The sequence below is a fragment of the Roseibium sp. MMSF_3412 genome (genome assembly GCF_030733265.1).
Lineage (GTDB): Bacteria > Pseudomonadota > Alphaproteobacteria > Rhizobiales > Stappiaceae > Roseibium.
Genome location: NZ_JASHJI010000006.1, coordinates 265,230 through 281,232, shown reverse-complemented (window position 1 = coordinate 281,232; position 16,003 = coordinate 265,230). Strand labels below are relative to the sequence as shown.

The following is a 16,003-nucleotide window of genomic DNA, read 5'->3' as shown; positions in this document are numbered from 1 at the left end:
CGCGGGGCCGGCTTTTTCAATCCTCCGCCGTCTCGACTGATGGGTCGGCCTCGGACTCGGTCACCAGCACCGTCCCCGCCGGGATGCTGTTGATCCTGAAAAGCGTGTTCAGAAAGTCCGACATCTTGGTATCGGGGAAATGACCGGCGAACAGGCGTTCGATCGTGCCGTCCTGAAACATGCTGTAGAGCGCAAGATCGATTTTTTCCGGCAGGCCAGGGTGCGTCCGCGATGAAATGACGAAGGCGTAAGGCTCATATCGTCCGGCACCGGCAGGCGCCGGGTCCATCGCACATTCCGTCCGGGTCTGGTTCCGCTGATCTGCGAGCGACGCCTGCACAATATCAAGATCGCCATAGTAGCGGGACAATTCTCCGTCGCAGAAGGCGCGCGCGGCTGCCGTATGTGAGGTGTAGCTGCGCGAGCAGACAATCTTCGCGCCGATCCGGTTTTCAGGCGGCTTGCTCAAAAGCGCGTTCAGGGCGTCACCGATCGTCGATCCTTCCACATAACCCCAGATTTCATAATCCTTGGGAGCCTCGGTTTTGGCCTGCTGCGGTGTTGCCGGGACGAATTGGAATTCGATCTTGAACCTGTCCCAGAAACTTGCCTGCCGGTTCTCAAGGAGCCCCTCTTCGCCGGAGTTCTCGCCGTCTTCCGCACTTTCTGTCGGCACAGTCTCTTTCTTCGGCCACCAGGCAGTCTGGCAGGAATGAGACGGTGACGGCTCACCGCGCGCGACAGCGCCAAGGTGATCAATCCAGGGCAGGATGCAGTCGCAGGTTGGTTCCGGACCGTCTTCGGGAAGCTTGCCTTCGTTCCTGGTGATGTCTTTTCCGGGTTTGGATTTCACGAAGGAGCTGTTGGCCACAAAGACGATTTGCGAAAAATGAAGAACCGGCGTGCCGGCTTCAACGGGAAAGCTGCGCATGCGTTGCAGCGTGATCGTGGTCGGGTCGCACAGAAAATCGATTTCCGTGACCTTCTCCTGCGGCGCGTTGGCGGCTGGTGGCGCGCCGGTCAGGGACGCGACCTTTGCCGGTTGTTGCTGCACGCCTTGCTCGCCGATCCGGCCGGTGCCAAGGATGGACTTCCGCTCGGCTGACCCGATTTCAACCGTCTCGAGCTGATAGCCGGCACGGTAGATCGCTTCCGTGCAGATGTCCCAGTAGAAGCCAAGAAACTCGCCCGAGGCATTGTTCATCCAGATGAAGGGACGGGTGTCCGTCCGGACCGCCATCTTGATCGGCGCAGCGTGCTCATCCGCACCGGCAGTATTCGCCGTCGTACATGCGTTCGCGAAAACCAGGCAAAGGGAAACAAGCCACTTCATCATGATGCCGCCGTTCGGGATTTAGTTGATGTCTGGCCGACGAGGGGCGCTGATTTTGCGGTGGATCCGGTTTGCCGCCGCCGCTGGTTCTGCAGCGCTTCGGCGACACAGAAGACCACCAGGAACCCGAGTATCGCGGAGTAGATGGCCGCATAGGCGATCAGGCCGTGGTCGATGGCATCGAGTTGCGGTTGTTCGGCAGAGCGGTTGAGTGCGGATGCCCAGGAGGTGAGAAAACGCGTAACCCCGCCACAAAGCCCCATCACGATCGCTGCGCGGATCGCCCAGCCTCGGCTCCAGGCCATTGTTTTCTGTGATACTTCAGCTCTGGAAAGCGCGGACGCGGAATCCAGCAGGACAACAAGCAGCAGCGCGAGGACAGCACCTCTCAAGGGGGTGGGGGCGTTGTATTCGAACGACGCCTGTAGCGTGGCCCAGACCGTGCGCTGGTTTTCTTCCCAGCCGCCCGATTCTATGGCTGACCGCCACAGAACCAGCCCGATGATGAAGAGTGTCGCGACGGCCCAGGACACGAACATCAGCACAGCCGCCTGCGGCAGTCGCTTCGTCCAGTGCGCCTGTGACATGTTCCGCCACCGGTGCGTCTGGCGTGCTCCGTCACGCAGCGCCAGCGCAATGATTATCGGGACGCAGAAGCTGTTGAACGAGGTGGTGGCATATCCAAGCGCGCGCCAGTAGGGGCTTCCGGCGCTGCCGCTTTGAAGCGCGGTCTCGTAGGGGCCGGGAAAAACGCTCCATGCGAGCGCCAGTGCGATCGTGATCCCGGCTGACCAGAGGATTGTCAGCATGGCGTGCGAACGGGCATGGACGGGCCCGGCGTGTTCGTTGAAGAGGTCGCTCAAGAACGCTTCGAGTTTCTTCTTGGCGAGAAGTTGCTGGCGGACGGAGCTGGACGCGTTCTTCTCGGGCCGCTGACTGCCGCTGTCCGGGATGATGATTTCGTGTTCAACATAGAGTGCCAGCAGGATGCAAAGATCGTCCGCCAGGTGGTCCGCCTCTTCGGCCAGCCGTTCCCAGCTGGCACGCTTTTTTTCATTTGCCGCTGAATTGACACCGGAGCCGTTCCCCTCGTGCGGCGCTTCGGTCTCCGGTGTTGCTTCGGTGTTCTCCGCGGTTACGACGGGTTCGCCGGCCTGGTAGCCAGATTTTTCATCCAGCTCCAGAAGGAGAACATCCCTGCGCCGGGTGAGGGCGGCTTCCAGATTGTCGAATTCCTCGCGCTGGCTCGCATTCGCCAGTTTCAGTTTCCGGTCCAATATCCAGGACGAAATCGAGAAGATGAGGTCGAGATCCTCGTGAAAGTCCTGAGGGTCGGCGAGTTGACCTTCAGCCGCCTTGGTATAGTGCGGGATGCGCTCCCAGTGGCCGCGCGGAATGAGAAGGCTGTTTTTCGGAATTTCGACATCAAGTTCGTCTTCGTCGCGCAGCTGGATCGAATTGCGCTGCAGATCCTCACCTGCACCGATGACCCGTGTCGGAATGCCGGCGAGCCGGTGTGCCGCGCTGCGCATCCAGTCTTCAAAACGCTGCAGGACCGGGAAGGTCGGCGCGAGACCGACGATGATCAGCGCGATCGTCAGCGAGATGGACGGGTCTATGCCGATGTCGAGAAAGTTTCGTTTTTCAACCGGTCCCGTTTCGCTTGAAAGCGGCTGAGCCCAGAAAACGCTCTCGCTGTTGTTGAGGGGCACGAAGCCGACGGTAGAGCCGTCCGCCTCGTCCGTCGGCGCGGTCGGCAACTGGCTGGCGCCCACTGTTTCTGCAAGGATGTCCGGACCGCCCAGATAGGGAATGACCTCCGCATAGGCGCACAGGAAGAAGTAAATCAGCAACATCGTCAGGGCATAGAAGGTGTACGCGTGGAAGACGGTCTTGCGGGCCCGCAGCTTGTCGGGCGTCAGGAGGTCGACAAGGCGCTCAAGTTGCCTGCGGCTGCCATAGGTCGCCTTGTTGAAACGCTCATAGGAAAAAACGCCGATGATCAGCGCGCCAAAAAGCAGGGCGACGAGGTCGGGCATGTCTGGTGCCTGCCTAAATGTGTGTTGTTACCGGCAATACTGTGTAGCCGGGTTACACGCCGTTTGTGCAAAACCAGGTGCGGAACTGCCGGAGAGTAACAGAAGGACAATCAAAACTTTCTTCATGACGCGGCCCTCAAGTGTAATTTTATTTTCTGTTCAAAAAAACAAAGATTGGTTTGAAATCATAACATAAACATATTTGAAAATAATATGTTTTTGGCAAATAACAAGATGATGTTTATTTTCAAATACAGGTTGTGGCCCGGTTGTATTATTTTAACTGACCTAAAGTAAGTAGTTGTGGCAATGGAAGCTGATCCGCACAACCACCTACGTCTCACAAAAGTCATTGTGTCGTCACACTGATCATGTTGCACTGCGAAGAGTTTCAGGCTGCGTCTGAAACGACGGGAGATCGTTCCCGGCGTTACGCCGGTTCCAGTCTGTTTCAACGTCAGGGAGCTGACAGTCATGTTTGATTTGACGGGGTTCAAGGCCCTTGTGGTCGGTGTCGCCAACGACCAGTCCATCGCGTATGGCTGTGCGAAGGCCTTTCGCGAGCAGGGCGCTGATCTGGCGATCACTTATCTCAATGAAAAGGCAGAGCCCTTTGTTCGTCCGCTGGCCGAAGAACTTGGCGCGGAGATTATCGCACCGCTCGACGTGCGGGACGAGGGCGAGCTGGACGCGCTTTTCGCCATGATTACGGAAAAGTGGGGCAAGCTCGACACGTTGCTGCATTCCATTGCCTTTTCGAAGAAGGATGATCTGCATGGCCGTGTCGTCGATTGCTCCGCGGACGGGTTTTCGCTGGCGATGGATATCTCGGTTCACTCCTTCCTGCGTCTCATCCGCAAGGCCGAACCCTTGATGCCGAAGGGGGGCACCTGCATGACGGTTTCGTTTATGGGCGCTCAGAAGGTTGTCGAGAATTATGGTGTCATGGGACCGGTCAAGGCTGCGCTTGAGGCAGCGACCCGCTACGCGGCGGCCGAGATGGGACCCAAGGGCATATCGGTGCATGCTCTCTCTCCCGGACCATTGCGCACGCGCGCGGCGTCAGGTATCGCGGAATTCGATGAATTGCTGAACGACGCGGCCGAGCGCGCACCCACACATCACCTTGCCACGATCGATGACGTCGGCGCCTATGCCGCGTTCCTTGCCAGCCGCGAAGCCTTCAATGTCACGGGCGGCATTCATTTCATCGATGGCGGTTACAGCATTGTTGGATAGGAGGTCCTGATGAAGGACATTTTCGACGCGCTCGAGAAGGGCCACAACGAATTCCTGCAGTCTTTGGAAGACGCGACGGCGTGGTCACCGTCGCAGCGCTTCACCGCGTGGCAGGCCCAGGCGGCGGAAATCTCGAACATGGCGGAGCTTATGGCTCGCGGGCTCACAAAGCATCTGACGAACATCACCGATGTGCACAAGCAGCGCTGGCAGGACAGCCTGTCAGCGTATGGCAAGGCGTTCGAAGATCTGACACAGGCGCAGGCGAAAGGCGCGCTTTACGGCGCCTTTGAGAGTTACTGGAAAGACGCGGCTCAGCGTATCGTGCTCACGATGGATACGCTGCGCCAGCGGGGCGACAATTTCATCGAGCATGAAGAGGCGGGCTGTCCGCCTGTCCTCATCTATGACTACGACCTGGTTCTGGACGGTGCGGACCTGCCGCATCCCTGCTGCTACATGCTCCTGAAGATCAGGCATCCGGAAGATACCCCGTGCCGTGAACCCAAGCCCTGGAAACGCCCGTATATCATCATTGATCCGCGTGCGGGACACGGCGCGGGCATCGGCGGGTTCAAGCCGGACAGCCAGGTGGGTGTCGCACTTCGCGACGGCCATCCCGTCTATTTCGTGGCCTTCAAGCGCATGCCCGAAAAAGGCCAGACGCTGGCCGATGTCACCCGTGCGGAAGCCGCGTTCGTGCGCAAGGTGAAGGAACTGCATCCCGAGGCGCCCAATCCGGTGGTCACCGGCAATTGCCAGGGAGGCTGGGCAACCTTGCTGCTTGCGGCGACGAACCCCGACCTCACGGGCCCGATCATTCTCAACGGCGCGCCGGTGTCGACATGGGCTGGGCGCGTGGGTGAAAACCCGATGCGCTACAATGGCGGAATTCTGGGCGGAACCTACAACGCCATGTTCTACTCCGACCTTGGCCACGGCGTCTTTGACGGTGCGGACATTGTCCAGAACTTCGAGCTTCTCAATCCTGCCAGGAACTATTTCGGCAAGTATTACGACCTTTATTCCAAGGTCGACACCGAGCCGCAGCGCTTTCTGGAATTCGAGCGTTGGTGGGGCGGTTACTTCCTTTTGAACGAAGCGGAAATGAAGTGGATCGTCGAACAGCTCTTTGTCGGCAACCGTCTGTCCAAGAATGAAGCGCAACTCGAACCGGGACGGAATGTCGATATCAAGCAGGTCCGCGCGCCGATCATCGTTTTTGCCAGCTTCGGCGACAACATTACCCCGCCGCAGCAGGCGCTCAACTGGATACTCGACACCTACGCGGATGAGCGGGAGATTGCGATCCGCGGACAGCGGATCATCTACATGGTTCACGACCAGGTCGGACACCTCGGGATTTTCGTCTCCTCCAAGATCGCCAAGAAGGAGCATACGGAGGTAACCTCGACGCTGAAGACCATCGAGGCGCTGCCGCCGGGTCTATACGAGATGACGATCGACGATTACGAAGGCGAGTTGCTCGACCGCCAGTTTACCGTCAGCTTCCACGAGCGCAGCACGGATGACCTCAAAGCGCTGGATGACGGCCGTGACGACGAGATCCCGTTTGCCGCGGTCGCAAGGGCGTCCGAGCAGCAGGCCGAGTTTTACGACGTTTGTGTGCGCCCGTTTGTTCAGGCCGGCGTCACCGAGCAGAGCGCGGACCTGCGGCGGCGCACCCATCCCCTGCGGCTTCAGCACGAGCTCTTTTCGAGCATGAACCCGTTCCTGAGCACTCTTCCGGGCTGGGCCGAGAAGACCAAAGCCGAGCGTCACCCGGTTGCGCCTGACAACCCGTTCGTGGAACTGGAACGGGTCCAGGCGGCGATGATCGAGCAGTCCATGGACCTCTTCCGCGATCTGCGCGACACCATGTATGAGAACCTCTTCTACACCATGTGGGGGACGCCCTACATGCGCTGGTTCGGGCGATCCAGGCAGCCGGGCCGCACACTCAAGAACGCGGACGAGTTGCGCAGTCTGCCTCCGGTCCAGGCTGCCCTTATGCATATCGAGGAAGGCGGCTTCCGGGAAGCGGTTGTCCGGATGCTGATCCTGCTCGCCGAAAGCCGGGGCAATGTGCGGCGCGACCGGCTCGAGCGGTCCTCGCGCGTGCTTACCCAGGACGAACCTTTCAAGTCGCTCACTCCCGACGAGCGCAGCTTCATGCTTCAGGAACAGACACTGATTGTCGAATTCGCTCCAGAGCGCGCGCTGTCTTCCTTGCCGAAACTGCTCAAGACCAGGGAAGAACGCGAACTGGCCACCAGGGTCGTCCGCTATATTCCCGGTGACATCGACGAGATGACGCCGCACACGCTGGAGACGCTTCAAAGTTTCCACAAGGTGCTGGGCCTGCCGCCGGCAACCGGAAACATCGAAGAAGATCCACTGGGGGAGAGCGCGGCTTCGGCAGAGCCGGACAAGGCCCCGGAGCCGGCAGCTGTAAAAGCGCCGGTGAAGAAGACGACGGCGGTGGCGGCAAAGGCAAGGCCGACCCAAAAAGCCTCGCCCGGCAAACCGGCTGCGCGCAAGTCTGCGTCGCGCAAACCCACCGTTGCCAAACCCACCAAAGACCGCAAACCGCGCACATCTTCACCCAAATCCGAAGAACCTGCCGAATAGGGATAATAGAAGGGGCGTCCGGATCACCCGGACGCCCCTGGTTTTTCTCAAACAATGACTTCCGCTGCGCGGCAATCGCAAAAACGCTGGTCGTGTCAGGTGGTTGCCTAAGACCGGCTGCTGCGGTGCGCCCAGCCCGTCATCCGGATCTCCAGCCAGGCCATGATGGCGTACATCACAATGCCGAGCACCGCGAGGGCGACCAGTCCCGCCCAGACGAGCGGAACGTTGAACTGCGATTGTGCCGCGAGCATCATGTGGCCGATGCCGGAATTGGCCGCCACCGTTTCCGAAATCACCGAGCCGACAAAGGCGAGCGTAATGGCAACCTTCAGGGAGCCGAAGAAGTAGGGCATCGACCGGGGGATGCCGACTTTCAGCATGATATCCAGCTTCTTCGCGCCCAGCGCACGCAAGACGTCTTCCATTTCGGGTTCGATGGTCGCAAGCCCCGTGGCGACGTTCACCACGATCGGGAAGAATGCAATCAGGAACGCTGTCAGCACGGCAGGGATGGTTCCGATGCCAAACCAGATTACCAGGATCGGAACAACCGCGACCTTCGGTATAGAGTTGAAGCCGATCATCAGCGGATAAAGACCGGCATAGATCGCCCGGCTCCAGCCGATGGCAAGGCCGAGCGCCAGTCCGCCGACGACGGCAAGCAGAAAGCCGGCGACGGTCGTGAACAGCGTCTGCACCGAGTTCTTCCAGATCGGCGACCAGTATTTGACGATCGCGGCCCAGATATCCGTCGGGGCGGGCAGGATGAAGACCGGGAGATCGAAAATCTTGACGGCCAGTTCCCAGATCAGGAACAGGCCGATGGTCCAGAGCCACGGGGCGAGAGTGATCCAGCGGGACGTTGTCATGCCGCCACCCTCGCTTCCGCGATCAGGGCCCTGAGGTCATGAACAATGTCGTTGAACTCGGCCTCGTAGATCAGGTCGATGGATCTGGGGCGGGGGAAAGAGACTTCCCGCCGTTCGATGATTTTGCCAGGACGCGCGCTCATGACGAAAACGGTATCTGCAAGATAGACGGCCTCCCGAAGGTCATGGGTCACCAGGATGACCGTGAAGCTCTTTTCCGCATGAAGGTCGCGCATGACCTGCCACAGTTCCTCGCGTGTGAAGGCGTCCAGCGCACCAAAAGGCTCGTCGAGCATCAACAGCGCCGGGTCATGAATGAGTGCCCGGCACAGGTTCGCACGCTGCTGCATGCCGCCTGAGAGTTGCCAGGGATACTTCTCCCCGAAACCGCCGAGGCCGACGAGCTTGAGCAATTCTTCCGCCTTTTGCGTATAGGCGGCCTTTTCGCGCCGGAGGTTGGCGCGGTGTGGCTGGACGATTTCCAGCGGCAGCATCACGTTGGACAGCGTACTGCGCCACGGCAGCATCGACGGGTTCTGAAACGCCATACCCGCAATGGAGACAGGTCCCGAAACTTCCTGGTGGGCAACCTCTACGGTTCCCTCCTGCGGGTTGATCAGCCCGGTCGCGAGCTTCATCAGCGTTGATTTTCCGCAGCCCGAGGGGCCGACGACGGCTGCGAACTCGCCTTCCTGGATACTCATGTCCAGTCCGTCGAGGGCAAGGGTCGCATCGTCTGCCTGTCCGTAAGACAGACGTACGTTTCTAAGGTCTACAAATCCGGTCAAGGTCTGGTCCGAAACAGGGCTCCCGCGGCCATTCGCAGGCCGCAGGAGCAATTGATCAAGGGTGAAGCGGAAGGATTACTTGACCATCCGGTCTTCCTTGGGAGGAAGATAGCTGCTGTCGAACACCTTTTCCGGGGCCGGCGGTGTGTCGCTCACGCCCATGGAAGTCTGGAGATATTCCATGGATTTCGCCAGTTTCTCCATGTCGGCACCGCCAAAGCCGTTTTCCTTCACGGCAGGCGTTGCGATGGAGCCTTCCACGGCCATGGTCAGACGGTCCACTTCGACGGCTTCATCAAGCACTTCATTGCGCTTCATGACATAGGGAATGGCGGCGGCCGGATCTGCGATCGCGTCGAGATAGCCCTTGGTCAGGGCCTTGACGAAGCCCTTGACGGCATCCGGGTTTTCGGCGGCGAAGTCGGTGTTGGCAATGACAACGTTGCCGTAAAGGTCGAGACCGTTCTCACCCATCAGGATCAGCGAAATGTCGTCTTCCGGAACGCCCTGTGCCTTCAGGTTCAGGACGGAGGAGAAGGAGAAACCGAAAATCGCGTCCACCTGACCCTGGGCCAGCATGGGCTCGCGAACCGGGAAACCGACATTCTCGATCGTGATGCCGCTGGTATCGAGGCCGGCGACATCGACAAAGGCTGGCCATTGTCCGAAGGCAGCATCAGGCGGCGGTGCGCCAAGGGTCTTGCCTTCAAGCGACTTGGGATCTTCCGTCACGCCCTGGCTTTTGCGCCCGATCACGGCGAAGGGCGGCGTTTCGTAGGCCATCATGACGGCCTTGACCTTGAGGTCCGGCTGTTCGTCCATCAGCTTGATGAGGGCATTGATGTCACCGAATCCCATATCATAGGTTCCGGTCGCGACGCGCGGCAGCGATTCGCGCGATCCAGCGCCGCTGTCGATGGTCACGTTCAGCCCTTCATCCTTGAAGTAGCCCTTGTCGAGAGCAATGAAGAAAGGTGCCGACGGGCCTTCGAACTTCCAGTCCAGTGTGAATTTGATATCGGTCTCGGCATACGCGCTGCCTCCACTGATCATCAATGCAAGCGCGGCGCTTTTCAAAAGACGCATATTGTTCCCCTGTGTTTTCAATTTTTCCGGCGAAGTGTGAAAGCTGCGTGCACAAAAATCAAGCACGATATTTGTCTGCCTTCAATCTAGTCAATCGCGTGTTGCAATTTGCCATGAGGACAACGGAGAAAGCCCATCCATTGATGGATTGAAAAAGCGGGAAACAGTTGACCTTTCTGCTGGAAAATCGACCCTGTCAGGCGACTGTATTCAGCTTTCGAAGGGGAAGGGATCCAGCAGGAAAAACCTGTTTGCAGCCAGACACCGCAACATTTTCTTCCCTTTATGCCGAATTCTCCGCCGAGTTTGGCCTTATTGAACCTGCAAGGTCTGCTATCACTGCAGCGATCACCTGAACAACAAGAAACATTTCGGCACAAACCTATGTTCGACTGGGCGTACAGGAAGAGACTGAAAGAGGACCTGGAAGACTGGGTCGCCAAGGGGTGGGTCAGCTCATCGGGCGCGGCGTCGATCCTGCGCGAACAGGAACAGGAGGACGGACGCTCGCGCCTGCCGATGGCGCTCGCCGGAATAGGCATGATCTGCGTTGCCCTGGCCTTGTTCGCGTTCATCGCCGCCAACTGGGCCGCCATTCCCAAAATCGCAAAGCTTGTCGGGATCGCGGCCCTTCTCGTTGTCAGTCACCTGCTTGCGGCACGCGCCGCAGCAAGTGGCCGAAAGGGTATTGCGGATCTTCTCACCGGCTTTGCGACCCTCGTTTTTGTCGGCGGCATGGCGCTGGTCGGTCAGATTTTTCATTTGCCGGAAGACTGGGCGGGCGGTGCATTTCTGGTCTGTATGGGCGGTCTGGCCGCTGCCTGGCTCACCGGCTCCAGGGCATCGTTGACCGTCGCAGCAATTGCCGCGCTCACCTGGCAGGTCAGCCGCGCGGATCTTGGGGAAGCGACAGCCTGGCAGGACCTGGTTGGTGTTGCGATTCTGATCGCAGTTTTTGCGCATGCCATCGTGGCACCTGCACGGTTGTCGCGCTGGCTCGCCATCGCGCTGCTCTGGATGACATTCGGCAGATGGCTGGGCGAGATTGCCGATCTCCACTCAGCAGATGACGGTTTTGTTCTAGCCATGTCGCTTGCGGGGGCAGGCGGACTGGCGGTGATCATGGTGCTGATCGATCCGATCGCCGATCTTTGCGTGAAATGGAACAGCAGCTTGCCGGCCCGCTCGCACGGGCGCTGGCTGATGAGCCGTTCCCTGCAGGATGCCGGGTTTCTGGTGCTCAACGGTCTTGTGGTCACCGCGCTTATCGTTGTGCCCGAAATCGCGTCTGATATCGACGCCGCCGCTCTCTGGACGGTGCCGGCCCTTGCTCCCCTTGCCGTTGCCTGTGTTCTTCTCGGCGCCGGGCTTTTGCTGTCCTACAAGACCGCCAAGGCACAGGCGTTGTTCGGTGCGACCGGTTTGGCCTTTGTCGCCGTCATGATGCCGGTCTTCACGTCCAGTACGCTTGTTCTGGCGGCCGCATCCATGGCGGCGCTGGTTGGACTGTGTTCACTCGCAACATGGTTCAACAATCGCTACTGGATGCTGTGTTCCTATATCGGCCTGACCGCGGTTGCGCTCTGGCTCCTGCAGGTGACGATCGGAACGCTCCTCGGACAATCCGTCTTTTTCCTCGTCGCTGGCGTGCTCCTGCTTGGCGTCGCTTTGTGGCTTGCGCGTATCTTCAGATCCGGCAGGCCGGCTCCTTCTGTCAGGACCGGCGAAAAGGAGGCCGTGTCATGAGTGACGTTTCGGTCGAGACAGGCGCGGCAAGGCAACCAAACAAGCCGATCACCTATCTGAAGTGGGGCCTCCTGGCGCTTTTCCAGCTAGCCCTGATCTCCATTCCGCTGGTGGACAGGCTTCAGGTGCAAATGACGGGAACCGTCGTTTCCCTGGAACTGGTTCCCGTCGATCCGAGAGATCTCCTCAGAGGGGACTATGTCATCATCAACCTGGCAATCGGACGGATTCCGAGGGCTTTGGAAGGTGCTGAAAACCTCAAGGCGGGGCAAGCGGTCTTTCTTGAACTTGAACGGAATGGTGAGGAGCCCGTGCGCCCGGTCTCCGTCTCGCTGGACCAGCCGCAATCAGGCAAGCTGGTGATCGCCGGCACTGTCAGATCCAGTTCCGCCGAGACAGTCTGGATCGACTACGGCATCGACGCGTTTTTTCTGCCGGAAGGCGAAGGCCGCGAGATTGAGCGGCTCGACACAAGCCGGGTCCTGCTGGAAGTGGCGATTGCCGGGGATGGCCGCTCCCTGCCGCTGAACCTGCTGGTCGATGGCAAGGCCTTCAAATCCGACAGTAGTTTTTGACGGCAGGCAAAGCTGGTTGTAAGAGCCAGCATTGGTCCGAAACAGCTCTGAAAGTCCGTCATGTCCGATCCCGCGTTAGACACGCTGATGCTGCCCCTGGAGACGGGGGGTGTCGACATCGATCAGGGAGCGCGCGTCCTGTTCCTGCGGGCGCGGGCAGGCCGTGCCTTGGAAGCGCTCGCAGGCATGGATCTGACATGCGTGCAAAGCTTCGCGCCGGACCGGGACGCACTGGAAAGGTCCGGTTTCAAGGTTGCCGCCGAAGCGCCGGATGGACACCATGACGCCGTCCTCGTTCTGCCCACACGGCAGAGACAGGAGGCGCGTGCGCAACTTGCCGAGGCCGTTGCCAGCGCAAAAGAAGGCGGAATTGTCGTTGCCTGCGCACCCAACACGGAAGGCGCGAAAACGGTCGAGAAGGACCTGTCGGACCTTCTGGGCGGTGTCGACAAGGTTACCAAGAACAAGTGCCGGGCCGTCTGGGGTCAGGTGCGCGAAGACGCGGTCGATCAGTCCCTGCTGGAGGAATGGCGTGCGCTCGATGCGCCAAGACAGGTTCTGGACGGGGCTTATCTCAGCAGGCCTGGCCTTTTTGCCTGGGACCGCATCGATCCGGCGTCGAAACTGCTGTCCGGGTTGATTCCCGACACGCTCAAGGGACGCGGTGCCGACCTTGGTGCCGGTTTCGGCTACCTGGCCAGAACGGTCCTTGAAAAGGCTCCCAAGGTGGCCGCGATGGATCTTTACGAAGCCGAAAAGCGGGCGCTCGATCTCGCGGAAGAAAATCTGTCGGCATTCAAGGGCAAGAGAGCGATGAACGGTGTCTGGTGCGATGTCACGCAGGGCATCGATGGACCCTACGATTTCATTGTCTCCAATCCGCCGTTTCACCAGACAGGCAAGGCCGACCGCATCGATGTCGGTCAGGGCTTTATCAGGGTCGCTGCTGCAGGGCTTCGTCCCGGCGGCGAATTCTATTTGGTCGCAAACCGTCATTTGCCATACGAAAAGACACTCTCCTCGGTCTTCGCGGACGTCATCCAGCTGGCGGATGAGGGCGGCTACAAGGTCATCAGGGCCGTCAAGGCAAAGGGAGGTCGGTGACATGCGGCTGGTGAAGCTTCTCGCCAATCTCGGCTATGGCAGCCGCAAGGAAATGCAGCTTGCGATCCGAAACGGCTGGGTCACGGACACGGCCGGCAATCGCCTCAAGGCGGACAGCAAGGCTGCCCATGACGACATTCTGTTCGATGATGAGCCTCTCGACCCGGCCCAGGGCGTCGTGATCCTCATGAACAAGCCGGTCGGTTACACCTGTTCGGCCAAGGATCAGGGGCGTCTTGTCTACGATCTGCTTCCCGACAGGTTTCGTGTGCGCAAACCGGCGCTTTCAACGATCGGGCGTCTCGACAAGGAAACGTCCGGCCTTTTGCTTTTCACCGATGACGGGACATTTCTGCACAAGGTGATTTCGCCGAAATCCGAGGTGCCGAAAGTCTACGACGTCACGCTGGACCGGCCGATGAACGGGACCGAAGCTGACCTGTTCGCATCCGGGGAAATGATGCTGGAAAGCGAGGAAAAGCCCCTGAAACCGGCTGAACTGGACGTCATCGACGAAACCAACGGACGTCTCACCCTGCATGAGGGCCGCTATCACCAGGTCCGCCGCATGTTCGCCGCCACCGGCAACCATGTCACTGCGCTCCGGCGCAGCAGGGTCGGTTCTCTCGGGCTGGACGGCGTGGACGAAGGCAACTGGAAGGTGCTCTCCGACACGGAAAAATCGCTCATCTTTGCGTGATGTTTTGCATATGCCCGCAGGCTGGCTTCGGTGCACCGTCATTTGCCCGGCGCAAGCAAAAAGGCGAGTAGGCCCCGGATCTGCGCTCTGCTTGTCCGGGGTGACACCGGTTTATCAAGCCGCATTCGTTCAAAAAGCAAAAAGCCCTTTTCGCCCAATGTCTTAGTCATTTCTATAGAGATCCAGCCAGTAAGGATTGCCTTTTTCTATCAACTGGATTTTCCAGTTTCGTCGCCATCTCTTCAAGCGTTTTTCCATCGCAATCGCTTCTTCGACGTTGTCAAAACCCTCTGCAAAAACTAGCCTGTGAACACTATTTTTGCGCGTAAAGCTGCTTGCGATGCCTGACCTGTGCTCGTAAACGCGGCGCGATAAATCGTTGGTTACGCCGACGTACAGGGTTCCGTTCATTCTGCTTGCAAGAATATAGACGTGGTAAGGCAAAGGCACACCTCATGGTTGAGATATGAATACCTTGTCGTTCAAAATGTGTCACCCCGGACAAGCGTAGCGCAGATCCGGGGCCTACTCGCTGAACCGCAGCCGAGTGCGGCACGACGAGGCACAGAAGCCCCGCGCATCCCAAACCGAAACGACGTCATGCTTGCCCCGGATTTCCAGCAGGATATCCGGGGCATAGCGTTGCCACGCTCAGCGTTTGTCTCTGCTGAGAACACGAATGCGGCTGTCGAATTCGCCGCGGTCCACGTAGCAGCCACGCAGGTGGCGGAAGCCTGTGTTGGGGTTGAAGGCAGCGCGGCCGTGCATCACGCGACGGTTGTCGAAGATCACCATCTCCCCGCCCTTGAGACGCGTTGTCAGAACGTAGGTGTTTGACCGTGTCATCTGCATGACTTTCCGATAGGCGCGGTAATAGGGCTCCATGAGCGAGACCGGCAGATCGAAAATCCCGGCAAGATGCGCGTTGAAGTGCAGTTCCTGCATGTTCCCGAACGGGTCCAGATCGATCACCGTGTGATGGCGCCGGATGTCATAGTCCTGATCGTGGAAACGGAACGGAACCGGCGTTTCCGAAAGAAGCCGGAATGCATCCGGGTCCTCCGCACGCAGATCGGCGGCAATCGCAAAGCCGTCGCAGAAGGTTGAGCCGCCGCCTTCCGCTTCATTGGCAAGGCAATGCAGAAACTGGAAGCCTGGCGGCAGCTCCTGGTTGGCAAGGTCGGTGTGCAGCGGCAGGGCGTGGGACGTGTAGGCGAGATTGTTCGGGTTCGGCTTGGACATCACCTCGAACGTTGTTCCGAAATTCGTTTCCCGCAAGAACCCGATCCGCCGCGCCATGGCCATGCCGGCATCCACGTCGCCGGACATGCCGTCGACAAAGGCAAGGCCGGTCTTTTTTGTTTCGATCAGGAAGTCGAGCAGGGCCGTGTCGTCTGACATGAGCGCACGGGCATCGGCGCGTGGCAGGTCTTCCTGAGGGAAGTCGCCGTGCCAGTGAGTCGGCTCCACTCGTGCGGGGTCTTTAAGACCAATGCCCGGCCGGTGATGGAAGAGCCACTCCGGGTCGAAACAGCTGGTATGCGTTTCACCTTCCCAGGTGATGACGATGTTCCCGTCGTCCATGGCAACGTCGCTGGCCGTGAGATCGGGAGAGATGCTGGTCAGGTCGAACTGACGTTCCTGGGTGTCAGGGTGAAAGCCGCTCGGGCAGTTGTCGCGCAGCCACAAAAAGGGAAAGTCGGCGCTGGTGCCATTCGGCCAGACGACATTGAGCACGCGGTCTTCACCGCGCAAAAGTGCAGTTGTCATGAAAAAAATCCGTCGATGTTCGTGAGAAAGATCAGCGCATCCTGAGGATGCAGTCCATCAACGGCGGGCGGGAGGCGGCCACCACCAGTAGGCTTTGTTATGCGGATTTCCGGGACTGCG

13 protein-coding genes are annotated in these 16,003 nt (G+C 59.3%); 6 read left to right on the top strand and 7 right to left on the bottom strand.

The features are described 5' to 3' along the window. Window positions 1-16: 16 nt before the first annotated feature. Together RBB49_RS13645 and RBB49_RS13640 are read right to left on the bottom strand one after the other, a co-directional pair. Window positions 17-1,336: a transporter substrate-binding domain-containing protein gene (locus RBB49_RS13645; protein WP_306143370.1), complete on the bottom strand. Its 1,320-nt coding sequence runs from the start codon at window positions 1,334-1,336 to the stop codon at window positions 17-19. Then, window positions 1,333-3,372 (bottom strand): hypothetical protein, encoded by a 2,040-nt coding sequence (locus RBB49_RS13640; protein ID WP_306143369.1) that lies wholly within the window; start codon window positions 3,370-3,372, stop codon window positions 1,333-1,335. The genes RBB49_RS13645 and RBB49_RS13640 overlap by 4 nt, the downstream gene beginning before the upstream one ends. Window positions 3,373-3,846: 474 nt before the next feature. Between RBB49_RS13640 and fabI the strand changes: the two genes are divergently transcribed. Continuing rightward, window positions 3,847-4,611, top strand: coding sequence for an enoyl-ACP reductase FabI (gene fabI, locus RBB49_RS13635; protein WP_306143368.1), 765 nt, complete (start codon window positions 3,847-3,849; stop codon window positions 4,609-4,611). 9 nt (window positions 4,612-4,620) lie between these two features. After that, the gene (locus RBB49_RS13630) at window positions 4,621-7,242 is read left to right on the top strand and encodes a DUF3141 domain-containing protein (RefSeq protein ID WP_306143367.1); all 2,622 of its coding nucleotides are present in this window, start codon (window positions 4,621-4,623) and stop codon (window positions 7,240-7,242) included. A 107-nt stretch (window positions 7,243-7,349) separates the two neighbouring features. Here the strand turns inward: RBB49_RS13630 and RBB49_RS13625 are convergent, their stop codons facing one another. The 3 genes from RBB49_RS13625 to RBB49_RS13615 form a co-directional block, all read right to left on the bottom strand. Next, entirely contained in the window at window positions 7,350-8,114 is a 765-nt protein-coding gene (locus RBB49_RS13625) for an ABC transporter permease (RefSeq protein ID WP_306143366.1), read from the bottom strand. Beyond that, a complete protein-coding gene (locus tag RBB49_RS13620) occupies window positions 8,111-8,902 on the bottom strand; it encodes an ABC transporter ATP-binding protein (RefSeq protein ID WP_306143365.1) in 792 nt (263 codons plus the stop codon). Before RBB49_RS13620 ends, RBB49_RS13625 begins: the two co-directional genes overlap by 4 nt. 75 nt (window positions 8,903-8,977) lie before the next feature. Beyond that, window positions 8,978-9,988, bottom strand: a complete 1,011-nt coding sequence (locus tag RBB49_RS13615; protein ID WP_306143364.1) for an ABC transporter substrate-binding protein — start codon at window positions 9,986-9,988, stop codon at window positions 8,978-8,980. 384 nt (window positions 9,989-10,372) lie between these two features. Here RBB49_RS13615 and RBB49_RS13610 point away from each other — a divergent pair, with 384 nt between their 5' ends. The 4 genes from RBB49_RS13610 to RBB49_RS13595 are packed head-to-tail and all read left to right on the top strand — an operon-like array spanning window position 10,373 to window position 14,113. Further along, window positions 10,373-11,734, top strand: a complete 1,362-nt coding sequence (locus RBB49_RS13610) for a DUF2157 domain-containing protein (protein WP_306143363.1) — start codon at window positions 10,373-10,375, stop codon at window positions 11,732-11,734. After that, window positions 11,731-12,309 carry a GDYXXLXY domain-containing protein gene (locus tag RBB49_RS13605; protein WP_306143362.1) on the top strand — a complete coding sequence of 193 codons (579 nt, stop codon included), beginning with the start codon at window positions 11,731-11,733 and terminating at the stop codon, window positions 12,307-12,309. Before RBB49_RS13610 ends, RBB49_RS13605 begins: the two co-directional genes overlap by 4 nt. A gap of 60 nt (window positions 12,310-12,369) precedes the next feature. Then, window positions 12,370-13,413: a class I SAM-dependent methyltransferase gene (locus tag RBB49_RS13600; protein ID WP_306143361.1), complete on the top strand. Its 1,044-nt coding sequence runs from the start codon at window positions 12,370-12,372 to the stop codon at window positions 13,411-13,413. A gap of 1 nt (window position 13,414) precedes the next feature. Continuing rightward, a complete protein-coding gene (locus RBB49_RS13595; RefSeq protein WP_306143360.1) occupies window positions 13,415-14,113 on the top strand; it encodes a pseudouridine synthase in 699 nt (232 codons plus the stop codon). A gap of 162 nt (window positions 14,114-14,275) precedes the next feature. On the opposite strand, the gene RBB49_RS13590 is transcribed toward RBB49_RS13595, so the two are convergent. Further along, window positions 14,276-14,557 (bottom strand): GIY-YIG nuclease family protein, encoded by a 282-nt coding sequence (locus RBB49_RS13590; RefSeq protein WP_306143358.1) that lies wholly within the window; start codon window positions 14,555-14,557, stop codon window positions 14,276-14,278. A gap of 207 nt (window positions 14,558-14,764) precedes the next feature. Next, a complete protein-coding gene (locus tag RBB49_RS13585; protein ID WP_306143357.1) occupies window positions 14,765-15,883 on the bottom strand; it encodes a TauD/TfdA family dioxygenase in 1,119 nt (372 codons plus the stop codon). Between the last annotated feature and the right edge of the window lie 120 nt (window positions 15,884-16,003).

Bases quoted from the DNA above. Each gene is read 5' to 3' on its own strand.
- RBB49_RS13645 (WP_306143370.1), bottom strand. From the start codon at position 1,336: ATGATGAAGTGGCTTGTTTCCCTTTGCCTGGTTTTCGCGAACGCATGT.
- RBB49_RS13640 (WP_306143369.1), bottom strand. From the start codon at position 3,372: ATGCCCGACCTCGTCGCCCTGCTTTTTGGCGCGCTGATCATCGGCGTT.
- fabI (WP_306143368.1), top strand. From the start codon at position 3,847: ATGTTTGATTTGACGGGGTTCAAGGCCCTTGTGGTCGGTGTCGCCAAC.
- RBB49_RS13630 (WP_306143367.1), top strand. From the start codon at position 4,621: ATGAAGGACATTTTCGACGCGCTCGAGAAGGGCCACAACGAATTCCTG.
- RBB49_RS13625 (WP_306143366.1), bottom strand. From the start codon at position 8,114: ATGACAACGTCCCGCTGGATCACTCTCGCCCCGTGGCTCTGGACCATC.
- RBB49_RS13615 (WP_306143364.1), bottom strand. From the start codon at position 9,988: ATGCGTCTTTTGAAAAGCGCCGCGCTTGCATTGATGATCAGTGGAGGC.
- RBB49_RS13610 (WP_306143363.1), top strand. From the start codon at position 10,373: ATGTTCGACTGGGCGTACAGGAAGAGACTGAAAGAGGACCTGGAAGAC.
- RBB49_RS13605 (WP_306143362.1), top strand. From the start codon at position 11,731: ATGAGTGACGTTTCGGTCGAGACAGGCGCGGCAAGGCAACCAAACAAG.
- RBB49_RS13600 (WP_306143361.1), top strand. From the start codon at position 12,370: ATGTCCGATCCCGCGTTAGACACGCTGATGCTGCCCCTGGAGACGGGG.
- RBB49_RS13595 (WP_306143360.1), top strand. From the start codon at position 13,415: ATGCGGCTGGTGAAGCTTCTCGCCAATCTCGGCTATGGCAGCCGCAAG.
- RBB49_RS13585 (WP_306143357.1), bottom strand. From the start codon at position 15,883: ATGACAACTGCACTTTTGCGCGGTGAAGACCGCGTGCTCAATGTCGTC.